Source organism: Thermoactinomyces mirandus (assembly GCF_013868055.1).
Taxonomy (GTDB): domain Bacteria; phylum Bacillota; class Bacilli; order Thermoactinomycetales; family Thermoactinomycetaceae; genus Thermoactinomyces; species Thermoactinomyces mirandus.
This window is the reverse complement of record NZ_JACEOL010000029.1, coordinates 12,895-28,291: the sequence shown is the minus strand read 5'-3', so window position 1 is coordinate 28,291 and position 15,397 is coordinate 12,895. Positions and strand designations below refer to the sequence as shown.

Annotated in this window: 16 protein-coding genes; 14 read left to right on the top strand and 2 right to left on the bottom strand. The window is 43.5% G+C overall.

Annotation, left to right across the window (positions count from 1 at the left end; all coding sequences use genetic code 11):
* The first annotated feature begins 70 nt into the window (after nucleotides 1-70).
* Genes H2C83_RS08590 through H2C83_RS08555 form a run of 8 tightly spaced genes read left to right on the top strand, consistent with a single transcriptional unit; the run spans nucleotide 71 to nucleotide 6,086 of the window.
* On the top strand, nucleotides 71-826 hold the full coding sequence (locus H2C83_RS08590) for a DeoR/GlpR family DNA-binding transcription regulator (RefSeq protein WP_181739844.1): 756 nt from the start codon (nucleotides 71-73) through the stop codon (nucleotides 824-826).
* Between the two features lie 21 nt (nucleotides 827-847).
* A complete protein-coding gene (gene lacA, locus H2C83_RS08585) occupies nucleotides 848-1,276 on the top strand; it encodes a galactose-6-phosphate isomerase subunit LacA (protein WP_181739764.1) in 429 nt (142 codons plus the stop codon).
* Between the two features lie 13 nt (nucleotides 1,277-1,289).
* Nucleotides 1,290-1,808, top strand: a complete 519-nt coding sequence (gene lacB, locus H2C83_RS08580) for a galactose-6-phosphate isomerase subunit LacB (protein ID WP_181739762.1) — start codon at nucleotides 1,290-1,292, stop codon at nucleotides 1,806-1,808.
* A gap of 35 nt (nucleotides 1,809-1,843) precedes the next feature.
* Nucleotides 1,844-2,320 carry a PTS sugar transporter subunit IIA gene (locus H2C83_RS08575; RefSeq protein WP_312853882.1) on the top strand — a complete coding sequence of 159 codons (477 nt, stop codon included), beginning with the start codon at nucleotides 1,844-1,846 and terminating at the stop codon, nucleotides 2,318-2,320.
* Between the two features lie 15 nt (nucleotides 2,321-2,335).
* Nucleotides 2,336-2,638, top strand: coding sequence for a PTS sugar transporter subunit IIB (locus tag H2C83_RS08570; protein ID WP_181739758.1), 303 nt, complete (start codon nucleotides 2,336-2,338; stop codon nucleotides 2,636-2,638).
* Nucleotides 2,639-2,687: 49 nt separating this feature from the next.
* Nucleotides 2,688-4,097 carry a PTS galactitol transporter subunit IIC gene (locus H2C83_RS08565; RefSeq protein ID WP_181739756.1) on the top strand — a complete coding sequence of 470 codons (1,410 nt, stop codon included), beginning with the start codon at nucleotides 2,688-2,690 and terminating at the stop codon, nucleotides 4,095-4,097.
* A 53-nt stretch (nucleotides 4,098-4,150) separates the two neighbouring features.
* Nucleotides 4,151-5,086: a hexose kinase gene (locus H2C83_RS08560; RefSeq protein WP_181739754.1), complete on the top strand. Its 936-nt coding sequence runs from the start codon at nucleotides 4,151-4,153 to the stop codon at nucleotides 5,084-5,086.
* Nucleotides 5,087-5,099: 13 nt separating this feature from the next.
* Nucleotides 5,100-6,086 (top strand): tagatose 1,6-diphosphate aldolase, encoded by a 987-nt coding sequence (locus H2C83_RS08555; protein ID WP_181739752.1) that lies wholly within the window; start codon nucleotides 5,100-5,102, stop codon nucleotides 6,084-6,086.
* A gap of 181 nt (nucleotides 6,087-6,267) precedes the next feature.
* Here the strand turns inward: H2C83_RS08555 and H2C83_RS08550 are convergent, their stop codons facing one another.
* Nucleotides 6,268-6,960 carry a Crp/Fnr family transcriptional regulator gene (locus H2C83_RS08550; protein WP_181739750.1) on the bottom strand — a complete coding sequence of 231 codons (693 nt, stop codon included), beginning with the start codon at nucleotides 6,958-6,960 and terminating at the stop codon, nucleotides 6,268-6,270.
* A 1,065-nt stretch (nucleotides 6,961-8,025) separates the two neighbouring features.
* On the opposite strand from H2C83_RS08550, the gene H2C83_RS08545 reads away from it, so the two are divergent.
* Nucleotides 8,026-8,565, top strand: coding sequence for a hemerythrin domain-containing protein (locus tag H2C83_RS08545; RefSeq protein ID WP_312853881.1), 540 nt, complete (start codon nucleotides 8,026-8,028; stop codon nucleotides 8,563-8,565).
* Between the two features lie 377 nt (nucleotides 8,566-8,942).
* Here H2C83_RS08545 and H2C83_RS08540 read toward each other — a convergent pair whose 3' ends face one another.
* On the bottom strand, nucleotides 8,943-9,194 hold the full coding sequence (locus H2C83_RS08540; protein WP_181739748.1) for a hypothetical protein: 252 nt from the start codon (nucleotides 9,192-9,194) through the stop codon (nucleotides 8,943-8,945).
* Between the two features lie 476 nt (nucleotides 9,195-9,670).
* On the opposite strand from H2C83_RS08540, the gene hemE reads away from it, so the two are divergent.
* From hemE to asnS, 5 genes are all read left to right on the top strand, one after another.
* Nucleotides 9,671-10,702 carry a uroporphyrinogen decarboxylase gene (hemE, locus tag H2C83_RS08535; protein ID WP_181739746.1) on the top strand — a complete coding sequence of 344 codons (1,032 nt, stop codon included), beginning with the start codon at nucleotides 9,671-9,673 and terminating at the stop codon, nucleotides 10,700-10,702.
* Nucleotides 10,703-10,707: 5 nt separating this feature from the next.
* Complete coding sequence (gene hemH, locus H2C83_RS08530) at nucleotides 10,708-11,655, top strand: ferrochelatase (protein WP_181739840.1); 948 nt, start codon at nucleotides 10,708-10,710, stop codon at nucleotides 11,653-11,655.
* Complete coding sequence (gene hemY / locus H2C83_RS08525; RefSeq protein ID WP_181739744.1) at nucleotides 11,652-13,055, top strand: protoporphyrinogen oxidase; 1,404 nt, start codon at nucleotides 11,652-11,654, stop codon at nucleotides 13,053-13,055. Before hemH ends, hemY begins: the two co-directional genes overlap by 4 nt.
* Nucleotides 13,056-13,143: 88 nt before the next feature.
* Entirely contained in the window at nucleotides 13,144-13,902 is a 759-nt protein-coding gene (hemQ, locus tag H2C83_RS08520) for a hydrogen peroxide-dependent heme synthase (RefSeq protein WP_181739742.1), read from the top strand.
* Nucleotides 13,903-14,066: 164 nt separating this feature from the next.
* Entirely contained in the window at nucleotides 14,067-15,359 is a 1,293-nt protein-coding gene (asnS, locus tag H2C83_RS08515) for an asparagine--tRNA ligase (RefSeq protein ID WP_376766354.1), read from the top strand.
* Nucleotides 15,360-15,397: the final 38 nt, after the last annotated feature.

Genomic DNA, 15,397 nt, shown 5'->3' with positions numbered 1-15,397 from the left:
ATAAACTTACCCTATATAATGATAGAAGAAAACAAAAAAGAACATTTTCGAACATTAACGAAAGGTAGTGATGAGGCTGAGGGATGAAAGACATAAGCGTATTTTGCAAATGATTGAAGAAAAATTGTTTCTGAAAGTTTCTGAGGCAGCAGAAATGCTGGGCGTAACGGAAATGACAATCAGGCGTGATTTCAAGTACCTCGAGAACCAGGGCCTGATTACCCGGATTCATGGAGGCGCAAAGAAAAAAACAAAAGATCAATACATTGAGCTGTCCCATACAGAGAAAAAAGCATTAAATATCAAGGAAAAAAAATATGTAGCGGAAAAAGCGGCCAAGCTGATTGAAAATAATGATACGATTTTTATCGGCCCGGGAACAACTACCGAATTTATTTACGATTACATTGATGTGAGTTCCCTTAACGTGATTACCAACTCCATCTCCATCTTTAACAGGTTTCAGGAAAACAAAAATTTTAATGTGATTTTAATCGGGGGCAGATTACGGGAAAGAACAAAAACATTTGTCGGATATTTTACCAGTAAATGGATAAGGGATATCAAAGTGCAAAAAGCTTTTATCGGTACAAACGGAATTGACGGGGATCAGATTACAACAGCGGATGAAGAAGAAGGAGCCATTCAGCGGATCGTCCTGAAAAATTCCAATTACAGGTATATCATTACGGACAGCACAAAATTTGGAGTTTGCGCTTTTCAAAAAATATGTAATGTCAATGAAGTGACAGCGATTATTACCGATAACAAAATTCCTGTCGAATACAAAAACTTCTATGAAGAAATATGCAAAATCATTAACTGATCAAGCGGGAGAGGATTGTAAATGAAAATTGCCATTGGTAGTGATGACAAGGGGTTTGAATTGAAAACCGAACTGAAGGGACTTATCGAAAGCCTTGGGCATGAGGTATTGGATGAAACACCGGAAAATGATTTGAATTTCGTTGAATCCGCCAAAAGGGTGGCGGAGGCGATCCGGGACAACAAGGCTGACCGCGGAATTGTCATAGATGAATATGGTGTCGGCTCATTCATGGTCGCCAACAAATATAAAGGGATTATCTGTGCCAACGTCTGCAATGAACATTCGGCCCAAATGACGAGAAGGCACAATAAATCAACGATTGTCACAATTGGAAGCGGTATCGTTGGAAAAACACTGGCCAAAAAAATATGTAAGGTTTTTATCAATCAAAAATATGACGGCGGCAGACACCAAATCAGAGTAGATATGCTAAACAAAATGTGCTAGGGAGTGTTGACAGATGAAAATTTCTATCGGATGCGACCATATTGTTACAGACGTGAAGGATTACCTGGTCAATTATTTGCGGGAAAAAGGCCATGAAGTAATTGATAATGGTACATACGACAAAAAACGGACACACTATCCCATTTTCGGCAAAAAAACAGCAGAAATGGTCGTGGGCGGCAAGGCCGATCTGGGAATTGTCCTTTGCGGGACCGGGGTTGGCATAACGATCAGTGCGGCCAAGGTCAAAGGGGTTCGTGCCGCTCTGGTGGAAGATGTGGCAACCGCCCGCTATGCCAGGGAACAACTGAACGCCAATGTTTTGGGAATCGGCGGACAAGTTGTCGGGATCGGGTTGATAGAAAAGATAGTAGATGCGTTTTTGGAAACGGATTACAAGCAATCGGCTGAAAACGACAGAATCATTGCAGAAATCGATTCAATCATGGACGGTAAAGATCAATTGTACGATGAACACTTTTTTGATGAGTTCATTGAAAAATGGAATAACGGAGGCTACCCGACGGAGTAAGAATGGGTGATGCTTGCAGGAAAGGGGGTGAATGGGTGGAATCGGTCAAATCCTTGTTCAGAGAAGAACTGATATTTATGACTGATTTACAGACACAGGAAGAAGTTTTTGCGTACATTGGCGATACTTTGTTACAAAAGGGTTTGGTGAAAAAAGGGTTTACCGAATCGATTTTGGAAAGAGAAAAAAATTATCCCACTGGTCTGGATTTAAATCCGGTCGCAGATGATATGCCAAATGTGGCAATTCCACATACCGAAACCGAATATTGCAATGACAAAGCCGTTGTATTTGTAAAATTGGACAGGAACATCCCTTTCAGAAACATGATTGAACCTGATCGGGAATTAACTGTCAAATACCTGTTCTTCATCGTAAATCATGAAAAAAACAGCCAAACCAATATTCTGTCAGAATTGATCGAGTTTATGACCAATCGGGAACACATGAAAAAATTGGAATCATTAAAAGGAAAAAAGGAAATTTACGATTTTCTGACATCTGCACAATAAAGGAGAGTGTTAAAAATGATCAGAATTTTGGCTGCCTGCGGAGCCGGGATCAATTCAAGCCACCAAATAAAAACGGCTATTGAGGAAGAAATGAAAAAACGCGGGTTTGATGTAAAGGTGGATACGATTGTTATAAAAGATATCACAGAAGATACATTGAAAAACTATGATATATTCACACCCATATCCAAACCGAAATTCAGTTTTTCCATTGAAATTCCCGTTATAGAAGCAGGACCGATTCTGTACCGGATTCCAGCCATGGCCGATCCGGTGTTTGATGAACTGGAACAAGTGATCAGGAATTTAAAGAAATAAAGAAAATAAGTTTGAACAAACAACGATGAAATAGGGGGAGGAAACTATATTGGACGCAATCATCAAGTTTGCCAACCTTGTTTTTGAGCCAATTATCAATCTGGGTGCTGCTCCGATGATGTTTATCGTTTTGGCTCTTCTGGCAATGCTGATGCGTGTTCCGGTCGGCAAAGCGATCGAAGGCGGTTTGAAACTGGCGATTGCCTTGACAGGTATGGGCGTGATCATCGAAATTTTGACGGGCAATTTCGCACCGGCCCTGCAGGATTTTGTCAAATCCACCGGGATTGAACTGTCTATCACGGACGTGGGTTGGGCACCACTGGCCACGATTACCTGGGGATCGGCATATACACTATATTTTCTGTTGATTGTAATCGTCATCAATATCATCATGCTCATTCTGAACAAAACAAACACCCTAGACGTCGACATATTCAATGTCTGGCATTTGGCGATCATTGGTTTAATTGTCATGTATTACTCGCACAATCTCTTGTTGGCAACTCTGCTTGTAGCATTTTTGGGAGTCTTGAAATTTATCAATGCCGATATTATGAAGCCAACTTTCAATGATCTGTTAAACATGCCTGATACAAACCCGACCACAACCACTCATCTTAACTTTATGTTAAATCCCTTGATCATGGTTTTTGACAAGGTTTTTGACAAGGTATTTCCGTTTATTGACAAATATGACTTTGATGCCGCAACACTGAATGAAAAAATCGGATTCTGGGGAAGCAAATTTGCCATTGGGGTTTATCTCGGAGCTTTTGTCGGGATTCTGAGCCAGCAAAGCATACAAACAATTTTCACTTTGGCTTTTATTGGCGGGGTAACCCTGGAACTTTTCTCTGTTGTGGGTACATGGTTTATTGCCGCTGTCGAACCTTTGTCACAAGGAATTACCAACTTTATGAGCAAGCGGCTGAAAGGGCGAAAATTCAATATCGGCATCGACTGGCCTTTCCTTGCCGCCAGGCCGGAAATGTGGGCGGCAGCCAATGTGCTTGCACCCATCATGTTACTGATCGCCCTGATCATTCCGGGTAACCGTATTCTTCCGTTGGGAGGAATCATCGCCATTGGTTTAACACCGGCCCTGCTGGTTGTAACGCGCGGAAGAATATTGAGGATGATCATCATCGGAACCATCATGCTCCCCGTATTCCTGCTGTCCGGAACAGCCATAGCTCCATTTGTGACGGAAACGGCCAAATCGGTCGGCGCATTCCCCAGTGGAGTTGCAAGCAATGTCATGATTACACACTCCACTTTGGAAGGGCCGATTGAAAAATTTCTTGCCATTCTGGTTGGTGAACTGGGTGCCAATTTCAACATTCAAAATCTGGCGGTAACGTTATTGGCACTGGCAGCTTACCTGGCGTTGTTCATATGGTACCTGAAACAAATGAAAAAACGAAATCAAAAATATGAAGAAGAAAAAACTGCATAGCAGCATATTTGTCATTCTAATGGATAAATGGGTCTGAAACAAGGTGGTAAAAGTTGATTTGCACAATTACGTTAAATCCTTCAGTAGATATTCGATATGAAATGGATCGTTTTTTGCCGGATCAGGTTAACCGGGTCAACCGCGTATCCAAAACAGCAGGCGGAAAAGGTTTGAATGTGGCGAGGGTTTTGCGCCAACTGGGGGAAGATGTGGCCGCTTCCGGTTTTCTCGGAGGCAGCCTTGGGCACTTTATCAGGTCTGAACTTTCCAGACTGGGGATCCATAATGGTTTTGTTTCCATAAAAGGAAACACCAGAAACTGCATTGCCATCATCCATGAGGGAAAACAGACTGAGATTCTGGAAAGCGGCCCGCTTGTTTCAAAAAGTGAGTCTGATCAATTCCTGAAATGGTTTTCGGAATTCGTCCCCCTTGTAAAAGTGGTAACCCTGTCCGGAAGTTTGCCAAAAGGGCTGGCAAAAGATTATTATGGCAAATTGATTGAAACAGCAAACGGTATTCCCGTTTTACTTGATACAAATGGTGAATTGCTTAAATCTACGCTCGCCAAAGCCAATAAGCCTTTCCTGATCAAGCCGAATCAGGATGAACTGGCGGATTTGCTTGGCGGCAAACCGGAAAAAGAAGAACAAATTATCAATGCCCTGAAAGCAGAAATATTTGCAGGGATCCCCTGGGTGGTTGTCACCCTGGGCGCGGATGGCGCCATCGTAAAACATGGACATGCCTGTTACAGAGCAAGGATGCCAAGGGTTGATGTAAAAAATCCGGTGGGATCGGGAGATTCCGTGTTGGCCGGTTTTGCAGCCGGTTTTGCGCGGGGACTTGTGGAAGAGAAATTGGTCAGGTTCGGTTTGGCCATGGGAGTCTTGAATGCCATGGAGGAAAAAACAGGTTATATAAATACGGGAAAATTGACCTGGTGCATGCAGCAAATGATAGTAGAAAATCTAACAATGACGATTTGAGGAAGGAAAACAAATGAGAAGATTAACACCTGGAAAACAAAAAGGACTTGAGGCAATTTCGGATAAGAATGGAATCATCCTGGCGACAGCCATGGATCAGCGCGGAAGTCTGGGGAAAATGATCAGCTCATTGAATCAAGAGATTTCCTACCAAGATGGATTAACCCGTTTTAAAAAAGGTGTAAGTGAAATACTGGGAAACCGGTCATCCTCCCTTTTGCTGGACCCGGAATATGGATGGGAAGCGGCGGAGAAGTTGAACAAGGATATCGGCTTGATCATGGCGTATGAGAAAACGGGTTATGACACGACAAGCAAGGGGCGCCTGCCCAATCTGGTCGATCATTATGCCGTTTCTGATCTGGCGCGTAAAGGAGTTCATGCGCTTAAACTGCTGGTCTATTATGATCCTGATGAAGATGAAGTGGTTAATTCCATAAAAAAAACATTCATTAAACGTGTCGGCGATGAGTGCAGACAAAATGACCTTCTCTTTATTTTAGAACCGGTTTCTTACAGCGAAAAGGGATTGCCCGCCAAAAGCCCGGAATTTGCCAAAGTGAAACCGGGGATCATCGAGTATTTTATGGAAGAATTTTCAAAGGAATGCTATGGGATTGATTTGTTGAAAGTAGAGGTGCCTGTAGCGATTTACCACATCGAGGGCTATTCTCGCCATGACGATGCTCATCCCGTTTTCAGTGCAGATGAGGCCGCACAATTTTACCGTCGATGTTCCGAGAAAAGCGAAGTACCGTTCATCTATTTGAGCGGCGGGGTAACCAATGAGCAGTTTATCGATACGCTTTACTTTGCAAAAGAGGCACAGTCCAGATTTTGCGGATGCTTATGCGGAAGGGCAATTTGGCAGGATGGTGTCAAGCCCTTTGCGGAAAAAGGAGAAAAAGCTTTTTATCAGTGGTTGGAAACCAAAGGGCTGGCCAATTTGAATAATGTGTTGGATGCCGTTAAGAAAACGGCTATCCCCTGGAAAGCCTGATCAGTCAAAAGCTCTATTTTCTAAAAAGATACATCACCATGAATAACTCAGGAGTTATTCATGGTGGTATTTTCAAATTGCGGAATAAGTCCAAAAATGGTTATTTTAAAATAGCTGTTTTTTGGGTAACTGATTTGTATTTGAAATAAGACGTGTTCGTTGTTTAATCAGAATAATTCAGTTATTCCTTAAGAGAAAGTTTGTTTTCCAGAGCATTCAGATTGCAAATCAGAATTCCCTTGCGGTTGATACTGAGTATTTTTTCCTTTTTCAGCTGGTTCAGGACCCGATTGACCGATTCTCGCGACATTCCGAGCATGTTTGCAAGATCCTGGTGAGTCAAGGGAATGGAGATCAGAATGCCGTCTTCCTTGACGATTCCGTATTCCTGAACCAAATGCAATAAAGACTGAATCACCTTCTGTTGAACATCTCCCGAAATCACCACTTGCAGGCGGCTTTGCAGATCAAGGATTTTTTTGGCCATGATTTTCATGACCGATTTTGCTATCTGTGGATTCGAATTTAACAAACGGTCAAAATCCCTGATGGAGATGGCCAGCAGTTTGCAATCCGTAATGGTTTGGGCTGTTCCCGGATACGGGGAATCATCGAAAAAGCCAACATGGGGAAACATATCCCCTTTTTGCAGCAGGGTAATCACCTGTTCGTTGCCACTGTTATCCACCCTGGTTATTTTGATACTGCCGGATTGGATAAAGTAAATCGTTGTCCGTTCCTGTGCTTCCACAAAGATGGTTGAATTTTTTGGATACTGGCGCAAATCGGTAATCCGGGCGATTTGTTCCAGTTCGTCATCTGTCATTTCGCTGAACAAAGAAACACGTCTTAAAAAATCAAGTTTGCTATCCACCAGTTTAATACCTCCATTTTTAACCGGGTCACAAATTGGAAAAAAATTTATTGGCAAGTAATGGCACAGTATGATGGCTGGTTGAGATTATGATCCCCTGTTTTTGAAGGCTGTACGACTGCAAAATAGCAACCTTCCATCCATGATGCGGTAACCAACAGGGAAAAAGCGGCTTAACGTGGTGATACATTAATATTTATAGTACCATAAGATGAAGTGAGAAATCTTTTCACAAAAAAGGGAAAAAAGTCGTTTCCAGCACAGGAAATATACAGATATGAAGCCGTATTTTTCAATTTTTTCGAGCAATTTTCCGCCAAATTCATATTATTTATTGACAAAAAGATGAATACTATGTTTCGGTTTATGATAATTATCACAGCTTGTTTTCCTCACCCCCTTATTCTGGATCAGTAGATTAAATTTTTTCGCTTTTCCTGTTCCTGTTGACTGAAATGCGATGGTCGGTTTTTTCTTGCTCAATGGCTGCTCCGGCAAAAATCAACAGGTAGATTGTTATGAAGACATTGATTTTTAAAGTGAAAGCAATTCCTGCCCAAGCGCAAAACCAAAACCCGTGATCATTCCGGTCAATCCTGTTAAAAGCAGGCACAATAAAGCAAAGATTACGTGAACCGTAAACGTGTTCCACTGTTTTGCTGTACCAGTGTTATCCCAAAGTTTGTCGATATAGCAAAATGAGTTGATCTTCATTAGTTTAAGTTTTTAATGGCATCGATGATTTTTTTAAAAGGGTCCAATCTTTTCCTTAAGTCATCACGGACGTCCAGTTCAATGGATTGCTGTTCGTTTTGCCTCATGCCAATTCCCCCACTGGTTTTAACTATACTACAATCGATAAAAGGGATAGTTTGATCTAAGTCACATCCAAATCGGTATTATCATTTATCAGAAAGCGGATACCTATGACAGGAATATTTGTGAAAGCGGAAAGCGATGGGGTGATTAAAGTGGTGATCTTTGGGCGTAAAGTGATAAACGTCACAATAAAAATGAACAAATCAGGATACAATGTTTTTATGCTTGTAAACAGGAGGGAATAACATGGAAAATATGTCCTTTCAGTGCCATTCAATGGGAGAAGAAGTTTCTTTGGGGCCGGCCTTTTCCCAATTGAAACAGGAACATGTTCAACTGAGAGAACAGATGGAACTCTCGTTACAGCTGGCACAAGCAATTGGAGAAGACGACAGCATTTCGGACTGGCGGGATTTGTTAAATGTTCTGAGAGAGAAAGCCATTCAGTTTCAGCGGCAATTGTATCTGCACTCAAAGCGCGAAGATGATTTTGTATTTCCGGCAATTGCCAAATATATAGGCCGGGAAACAGGTCCGATTGCCGTCATGGAATATGAACATAAGCTGGCAAAGAAAAACCTGGAATCTTTTATCACAAAGGCCGGCCAGCTGAACGAACCGGTAAATGCGGAACAGGCAAAGGAAATCGCCATATTTATGATCGATTGCTGTACTGTCCTGTCTGATCACTTCATGAAGGAAGAAAAGGTTCTGTTTCCCATGGGAGAACGTTTATTATCAGACAGGGAAAAAGATGATTTGGAAAAAATGATCCAAACCGTTTAAAGACAAGCCAGCAAAAATATGTGTTATATTTTGACAGTATATTTTAAAATGTAATTTCAATTGGGATAGGAGCACGGGCAAGACAAGAAGCACTGGTTCGGATTGGGGGAATTGATTTTAAAATCTTTATTTGAACAAAACCCGGATTATTTGGGTCCGTCATCGAATTGACTGTTCGATGGGGAGGTTGGAATGAAAAACGGCCCTGTTTCAAATGGGCCGTTGGTTTTTTATGGTCATTTTTTATTGATGGAGGTGGTGATTGGCATGAGCATCAGTGTTTTCAACACCGAAGTGTTGGCTGTGGAAATTTTCAACAAGCCCATGCGTGTAAAAAAATGCGATCACAACCGTTGCAAATACTTCAAAGAAACTTTCTACCCACAGGTGAACCACCCACCAGCGCCAGTATTCGGCAATGGCAAGGTGAGTATGTTAAGAAGCCACATGGCTTCCCAATGCAGCCAGTCCGCGTTCCAGTCCGGCGCTACGTATGCGCCATGGTCCCAGATTGTTCCCACTTCCTGTCCGCCCATGAATTGCCAGACATTTTGCCCATCCTTGATATCCTTTTCCGTAAACAGGACAGTACCTGTCGTGGTAACTACCCGTTTGGGGATTGGAGGCATTGTCTGGTAAATTTCCCCACTATAATATTACAGAATGGCAAATGAAATGACAAATACAAGGGTAAAGCCTATTCGTAGCTTGCTAATCCGCATCTGCCTGGACCTCCTGAATCTGCATTATTACGGGTAGTTTTTTCAATGGCCTCATTCTCTATTCAAAACGGAAAATGTTTTTTTATCATTTTCAAAGAACTGATCAAAGTTTTCTGCCTCTTTGTTGTGACTTGAATCGATACAGCCGAATTTTGGCGTTTTCCGCAATAAACACGGGGATTCTGGTTGACAGAAAGGCAGATTGTGATATCATTTATCAAAAATGTATAATGGGATTTTATTATTTTTTTGCAGGAAACATTTTTAAGGATTTGTGATCATCATCACTCATTCTTAAAAATTACATATTAAAATAAAAATGGTTGGCCTGAGTTGTATTTGCAAAAACAAAAAAGATCGTGATGATCAAAGAGGTTGATAATATGAACAAACCATTCAATGATGTATTTTTGAAAGCATGTCGAAAGGAAAGGACGCCTTACATTCCGGTCTGGTATATGCGCCAGGCAGGCAGGTACCAGCCGGAATACAGGGAGATGCGCAAGAAATATTCCTTTTTTGAAATGAGTGAAATTCCTGAAGTATGTGCAGAGGTGACGCGTCTTCCCGTTAAACAGCTTGGTGTGGATGCTGCCATTTTGTTTGCCGATATCATGACTCCGCTCAAGCATATCGGAGTCCAGTTGGAAATCAAGCCTGGCATCGGTCCCGTTATTGAAAACCCGATACATACAGAACAGGACGTAAGCCGTCTCGGTGAGCTGGATCCTCAAACGCATCTTCCGACAATTCTGGAAGCGATTAAAATCCTGAACCAGCAGTTGTCCGTTCCGTTGATCGGCTTTGCCGGTGCTCCTTTTACACTTGCCAGTTACATTGTGGAAGGGCAGCCTTCGAAAAACTACCACAAGACAAAAGGGTTGATGTATTCAGCTCCGGATGTCTGGAATGCGCTTATGAAAAAACTGGGTGATCTGACCGTCACTTACCTGAAAGGGCAAATTGCTGCCGGAGCCCATGCTGTACAGGTCTTCGATTCCTGGATCGGTGCGCTGAATGAACAGGATTACAAAATCTATGTGGCTCCCGTCATGCGGCATATCTTTACGGAATTGAAAACAACGGGTGTTCCTGTCATCTATTTTGGGATTGGGGCGGGGCATCTGCTGGAAGAATGGAACCGCTTACCCGTAGACGTGATCGGAATAGATTGGCGCACTTCGATCCGGTCTGCCCGCGGGCGGGGAATTGACAAGGTTCTGCAAGGAAATCTCGATCCCTCTCTTCTCCTGGCACCCTGGGAACTGATCAAACAAAGAACCAGAGAGATTCTCGACCAGGGCATGGAAGAGCCCGGCTATATCTTTAATCTCGGCCATGGAATCTTCCCGAGCGTCAAGGTGGAAACGTTACAAAAACTGACCTCCTTTATCCATGAATATACAAAGAGGTGATAACCATAGCAGGAAAAACTGGTTTATTGGTGATGGCCTATGGTACACCAAGGAGTCCGGAAGACATTGAAGCATATTACACACATATATTGCGCGGCAAAAAGCCGTCATTACAGCTTTTGAAAAACCTGAAACAGAGATATGAGATGATTGGCGGCATTTCACCTTTGGCAACCATCACCGAGAAACAAACGGCTGCTCTGGAAAAAGAATTGAACTTCAGGTTGAACGGTCAGACGTTTAAAGCATATATCGGATTGAAGCATATCAATCCATTTATTGAAGACGCTGTGAAAAAAATGCACGAAGATGGAATTGAAAAAGCTGTAAGTGTTGTGCTGGCTCCACACTATTCCCTTTTTAGTGTAAAATCATATAATGACCGTGCCAGACAAGAAGCTGAAAAGCTGGGCGGTCCATTGATTTATACGGTGGACAGCTGGTACCGTGAACCGAAATTCATCGATTACTGGACAAATCAGTTGAAAGAGACATTTTCTTCCATACCATCGGAAAATCTCGAAGAAACAGTCGTCATTTTTTCGGCCCACAGTTTACCGGAAAAAATTCTGGACCTGGGAGATCCCTACCCGGACCAAGTGCAGGAGACTGCCGATCTTATCGCTGAACAGGCACAAATCAAAAATTATGCCATCGGTTGGCAAAGCAAAGGGAAAACACCCGTTCCATGGCTTGGTCCCGATATCCGGGATCTGACGAGGCAACTGTATAAACAAAAAGGGTACCGTTCATTCGTCTATTGTCCGGTTGGCTTTGTCGCCGATCATCTGGAAATTCTCTACGATATTGATATTGAGTGCCGACAGGTGACCGAAAAACTTGGAGCTGATTTTTACCGCACCGACATGCCCAATGCCAACCCGTTATTTATCAGTTGCCTTGCTGATGCGGCGGAGAAAAACTTGATTACTGGAGGAAGTGAACAGTCATGACAAGTAAAACGCCTCGCATTGCCATCGTTGGCGGAGGCATCACCGGATTATCTGCTGCTTTTTATTTGCAAAAAGAATTAAAAGAAAAGGGGCTGAATTGGCAGGTTACCTTGCTGGAATCATCTGACCGGCTTGGCGGAAAGATCAAAACGGTGACCCATAACGGCTTTATTATGGAGCAAGGTCCCGATTCCATCCTGGAACGGAAAACGAGCGCCAGGGAGCTCATCAAGGAATTGGGGCTTGAAGACGAACTGGTCAACAATGAGACAGGTCAGGCATACATACTGCATAGCGACAAGCTTTTTCCCATTCCGGAGGGTGCAGTGATGGGAGTGCCAACCAAACTGACACCTTTTGCTTTAACTCCCCTTGTGTCGCCAATGGGCAAAGTTCGTGCGCTGGCGGATCTGTTTTTGCCTCGTTCCAAAAACTTGCAGCTTGAAGATCAATCGATCGGCTCATTTTTCCGCCGCCGGCTTGGGGACGAAGTGGTTGACCGCATTATCGAGCCTTTGCTGTCGGGAATTTATGCCGGAGATATCGACAAGATGAGTTTAATGACCATCCTTCCCCAATTTGCTGAGATGGAAAAAAAATATCGCAGCCTGATTCTGGCGATGGCAAGCACGGGTTCACCAAAGAAGAAAAAAGGCAAAGCAAAAGGAGCTTTTATCACGCTGAAAAAAGGGTTGTACTCGATGGTGAAAGCGATTGAGGAACAACTGACGGAAGTAAGTGTGATCAAAGGGGATCCGTTGAAACGGATTGAAAAGGATAGACAGGGATACCGGCTCCATTTGACAAATGGGGAACCACTCCAGGCAGATGCGGTGATCATGGCGACCCCGCATCGGGTAACCAGTGAAGTGCTGGGGAATAATGACTTCCTGGAACCGTTGCGCAGCCAGCCTGTATCTGTCGGTACCATCCTTCTGGCTTATCCCGAGGATGCCGTCCATCTCGACAAGGAAGGAACCGGTTTTATTGTTCCCAGAGCGGAACCTTATACCATTACGGCCTGTACCTGGATTAACAGAAAATGGCCGCATACCACACCTCCCGGCAAAGCATTGCTTCGCTGTTATGTCGGACGGGATGGGGAGGACGATATCGTTGACAAGCCGGATGATGAACTGGTGGAGATCGCCATCAGTGACCTGAAACGGATTATCCCGATTACGAGTGATCCTGAATTTACGTATGTGACTCACTGGAAAAGCGCAATGCCCCAGTTTGTCATTGAGCACCAGGATTGGTTGAAGCGATTGAAGCAGAACATGGAGATTCAATATCCCGGCATTTTTTTGATCGGTTCTTCCTACATGGGTTCCGGGATTCCCGATTGTGTCGAGCAAGGGAAAAACGAGGCCAAACATGTGATAAAATATTTGTCGTGAAGGCTTTCCCATTATTCATTCGATTATTGAAGTTTTTTTCGATGAAAGAACTCGTTGAAAGAACAACAAGATGAAAGGGAAGTGAAGCATGAGCCGTTCTGTAGACACTTATAATGGCTGGTATGCCTATCACGATTTTCGCAAAATTGACTGGAACAAGTGGAAATCACTCAAGCCGTCACATAGACAACAAATGATTCAGGAACTGCAAAAAAAAGCGGAAGAATACCAGAAGACAGAAGATGACAACAAAGGCAGCTTTGCCCAATATGCTGTTCTCAGTCATGAAGCAGACCTGATGTTGATCCATCTGCGTCCTACCATTGAAGAACTGAACGAAGTAAAATTTGGGTGGGACAAAACAGGCTTTGCAGATTTTACGACCGCTTCGTATTCTTTTCTATCGGTTGTGGAACTCAGTGCCTATACCATTCCGCCAGGGGTTGACCCTTTAGACGATCCGGTCTTCCGGGCCCGTCTCCAACCGATTCTTCCCAAAACGCAATATGTCTGTTTTTATCCCATGAACAAGAGGAGAGTCGGAAACGACAACTGGTTTATGCTCCCGATTGAGGAACGAAGAAAAATGATGAAAAGCCATGGAATGATCGGACGCCAGTATGAAGGAAAAGTTCGGCAAATCGTCACAGGCTCCACAGGTCTGGATGACTGGGAGTGGGGAGTATCCCTGTTTTCCGATGATCCCCTGTACTTCAAAAAGCTGGTATATGAAATGAGATTTGACGAAGCCAGCGCCCGGTTTGGAGAATTTGGCTCCTTCTATATCGGTAACCGGTTAACCATGGATGGATTAACTTCATTGCTTACTGACAATATCAATGGATAAATCAACATATAAAAGGAAAACCTCCGGCTTTTACCGGGGGTTTTCCTTTGTTTTAAAAACAATGGTTTGGAAACTTTAGCCTAGTGCAGTAACAAATTGACTCTGTAAAATAGGCGGTTGTATAATAGTAGCCAGCGGCATTTTTAATGGATGGAGGGTACATAGTGCTGACAACAATCAAGGAAATAACGAACCATGTAGGAAAAGAAGTGAAATTAGGCGGTTGGCTTTATAATAAACGTTCCAGCGGAAAAATCCAATTTCTGCAATTGCGGGATGGAAGCGGTTTTATTCAGGGAGTTGTGGTGAAAAACCAGGTAACTCCTGAGGTTTGGGAAGCTGCCAAGTCCCTGACACAGGAAAGTTCGCTGTATATCTGGGGGACTGTCCGGAAAGATGAACGGTCTCCAATCGGTTACGAGTTGGATGTAACAAACATTAAACCTATTCAAATAGCCATTGAGTACCCGATTGCCAAGAAGAAGCACGGAGTTGACTTTTTGATGGATCACCGCCATTTGTGGATTCGTTCGCCCCGCCAGCACGCCATATTGAAGATCCGGGCCGAAATCATCAAATCCGTGCAGCAGTTTTTGGATGACCACGGGTTCACGTTGGTTGATCCGCCCATTCTGACACCTTCATCATGTGAAGGAACCACCAACCTGTTTCATACAAAGTATTTTGACGAAGATGCCTATTTGACGCAAAGCGGCCAGTTATACATGGAAGCGGCGGCCATGGCACTGGGAAAAGTTTACTCGTTTGGCCCCACTTTCCGGGCTGAAAAATCGAAAACCAGGCGGCACCTGATTGAATTTTGGATGATTGAGCCGGAGATGGCGTTTGTGGAACATGATGGTAACCTGGAAGTTCAGGAGCAGATACTTTCCTATGTGGTTCAGCATGTGTTGGAACATTGTCGGCCGGAATTAAAAACACTGGGACGGGATCTTGGCCGGCTGGAAAAAGTCAGGGCGCCATTTCCGCGGATTACTTACGATGAAGCTGTTGAACTTCTTCATAAGGAAGGCTTTGAAGACTTTAAATGGGGAGAAGATTTTGGTTCGCCACATGAAACGAAAATTGCCGAAAGCTTTGAGAAACCGGTCTTTATTACTCATTATCCGACTGAAATCAAAGCTTTTTATATGAAACCGGATCCAGATCGCCCTGAAGTGGTTTTGTGCGCTGATTTGATTGCGCCGGAAGGATATGGCGAAATCATTGGCGGAAGCCAGCGGATCGACGATCCTGATTTGCTTGCCCAACGATATAAAGAGCATGATCTTCCTCTTGAATCTTATGACTGGTATATGGATCTGAGGAAATTTGGAACGGTTCCCCATTCCGGATTCGGATTGGGTTTGGAAAGAACCGTTGCTTGGATTTGCGGTTTGGATCATGTAAGAGAAACCATTCCATTTCCGCGGATGTTAAACCGTTTATATCCCTGAATAGTGGAAGGCATCGGTTTTGCCGGCCGGTGCTTTTC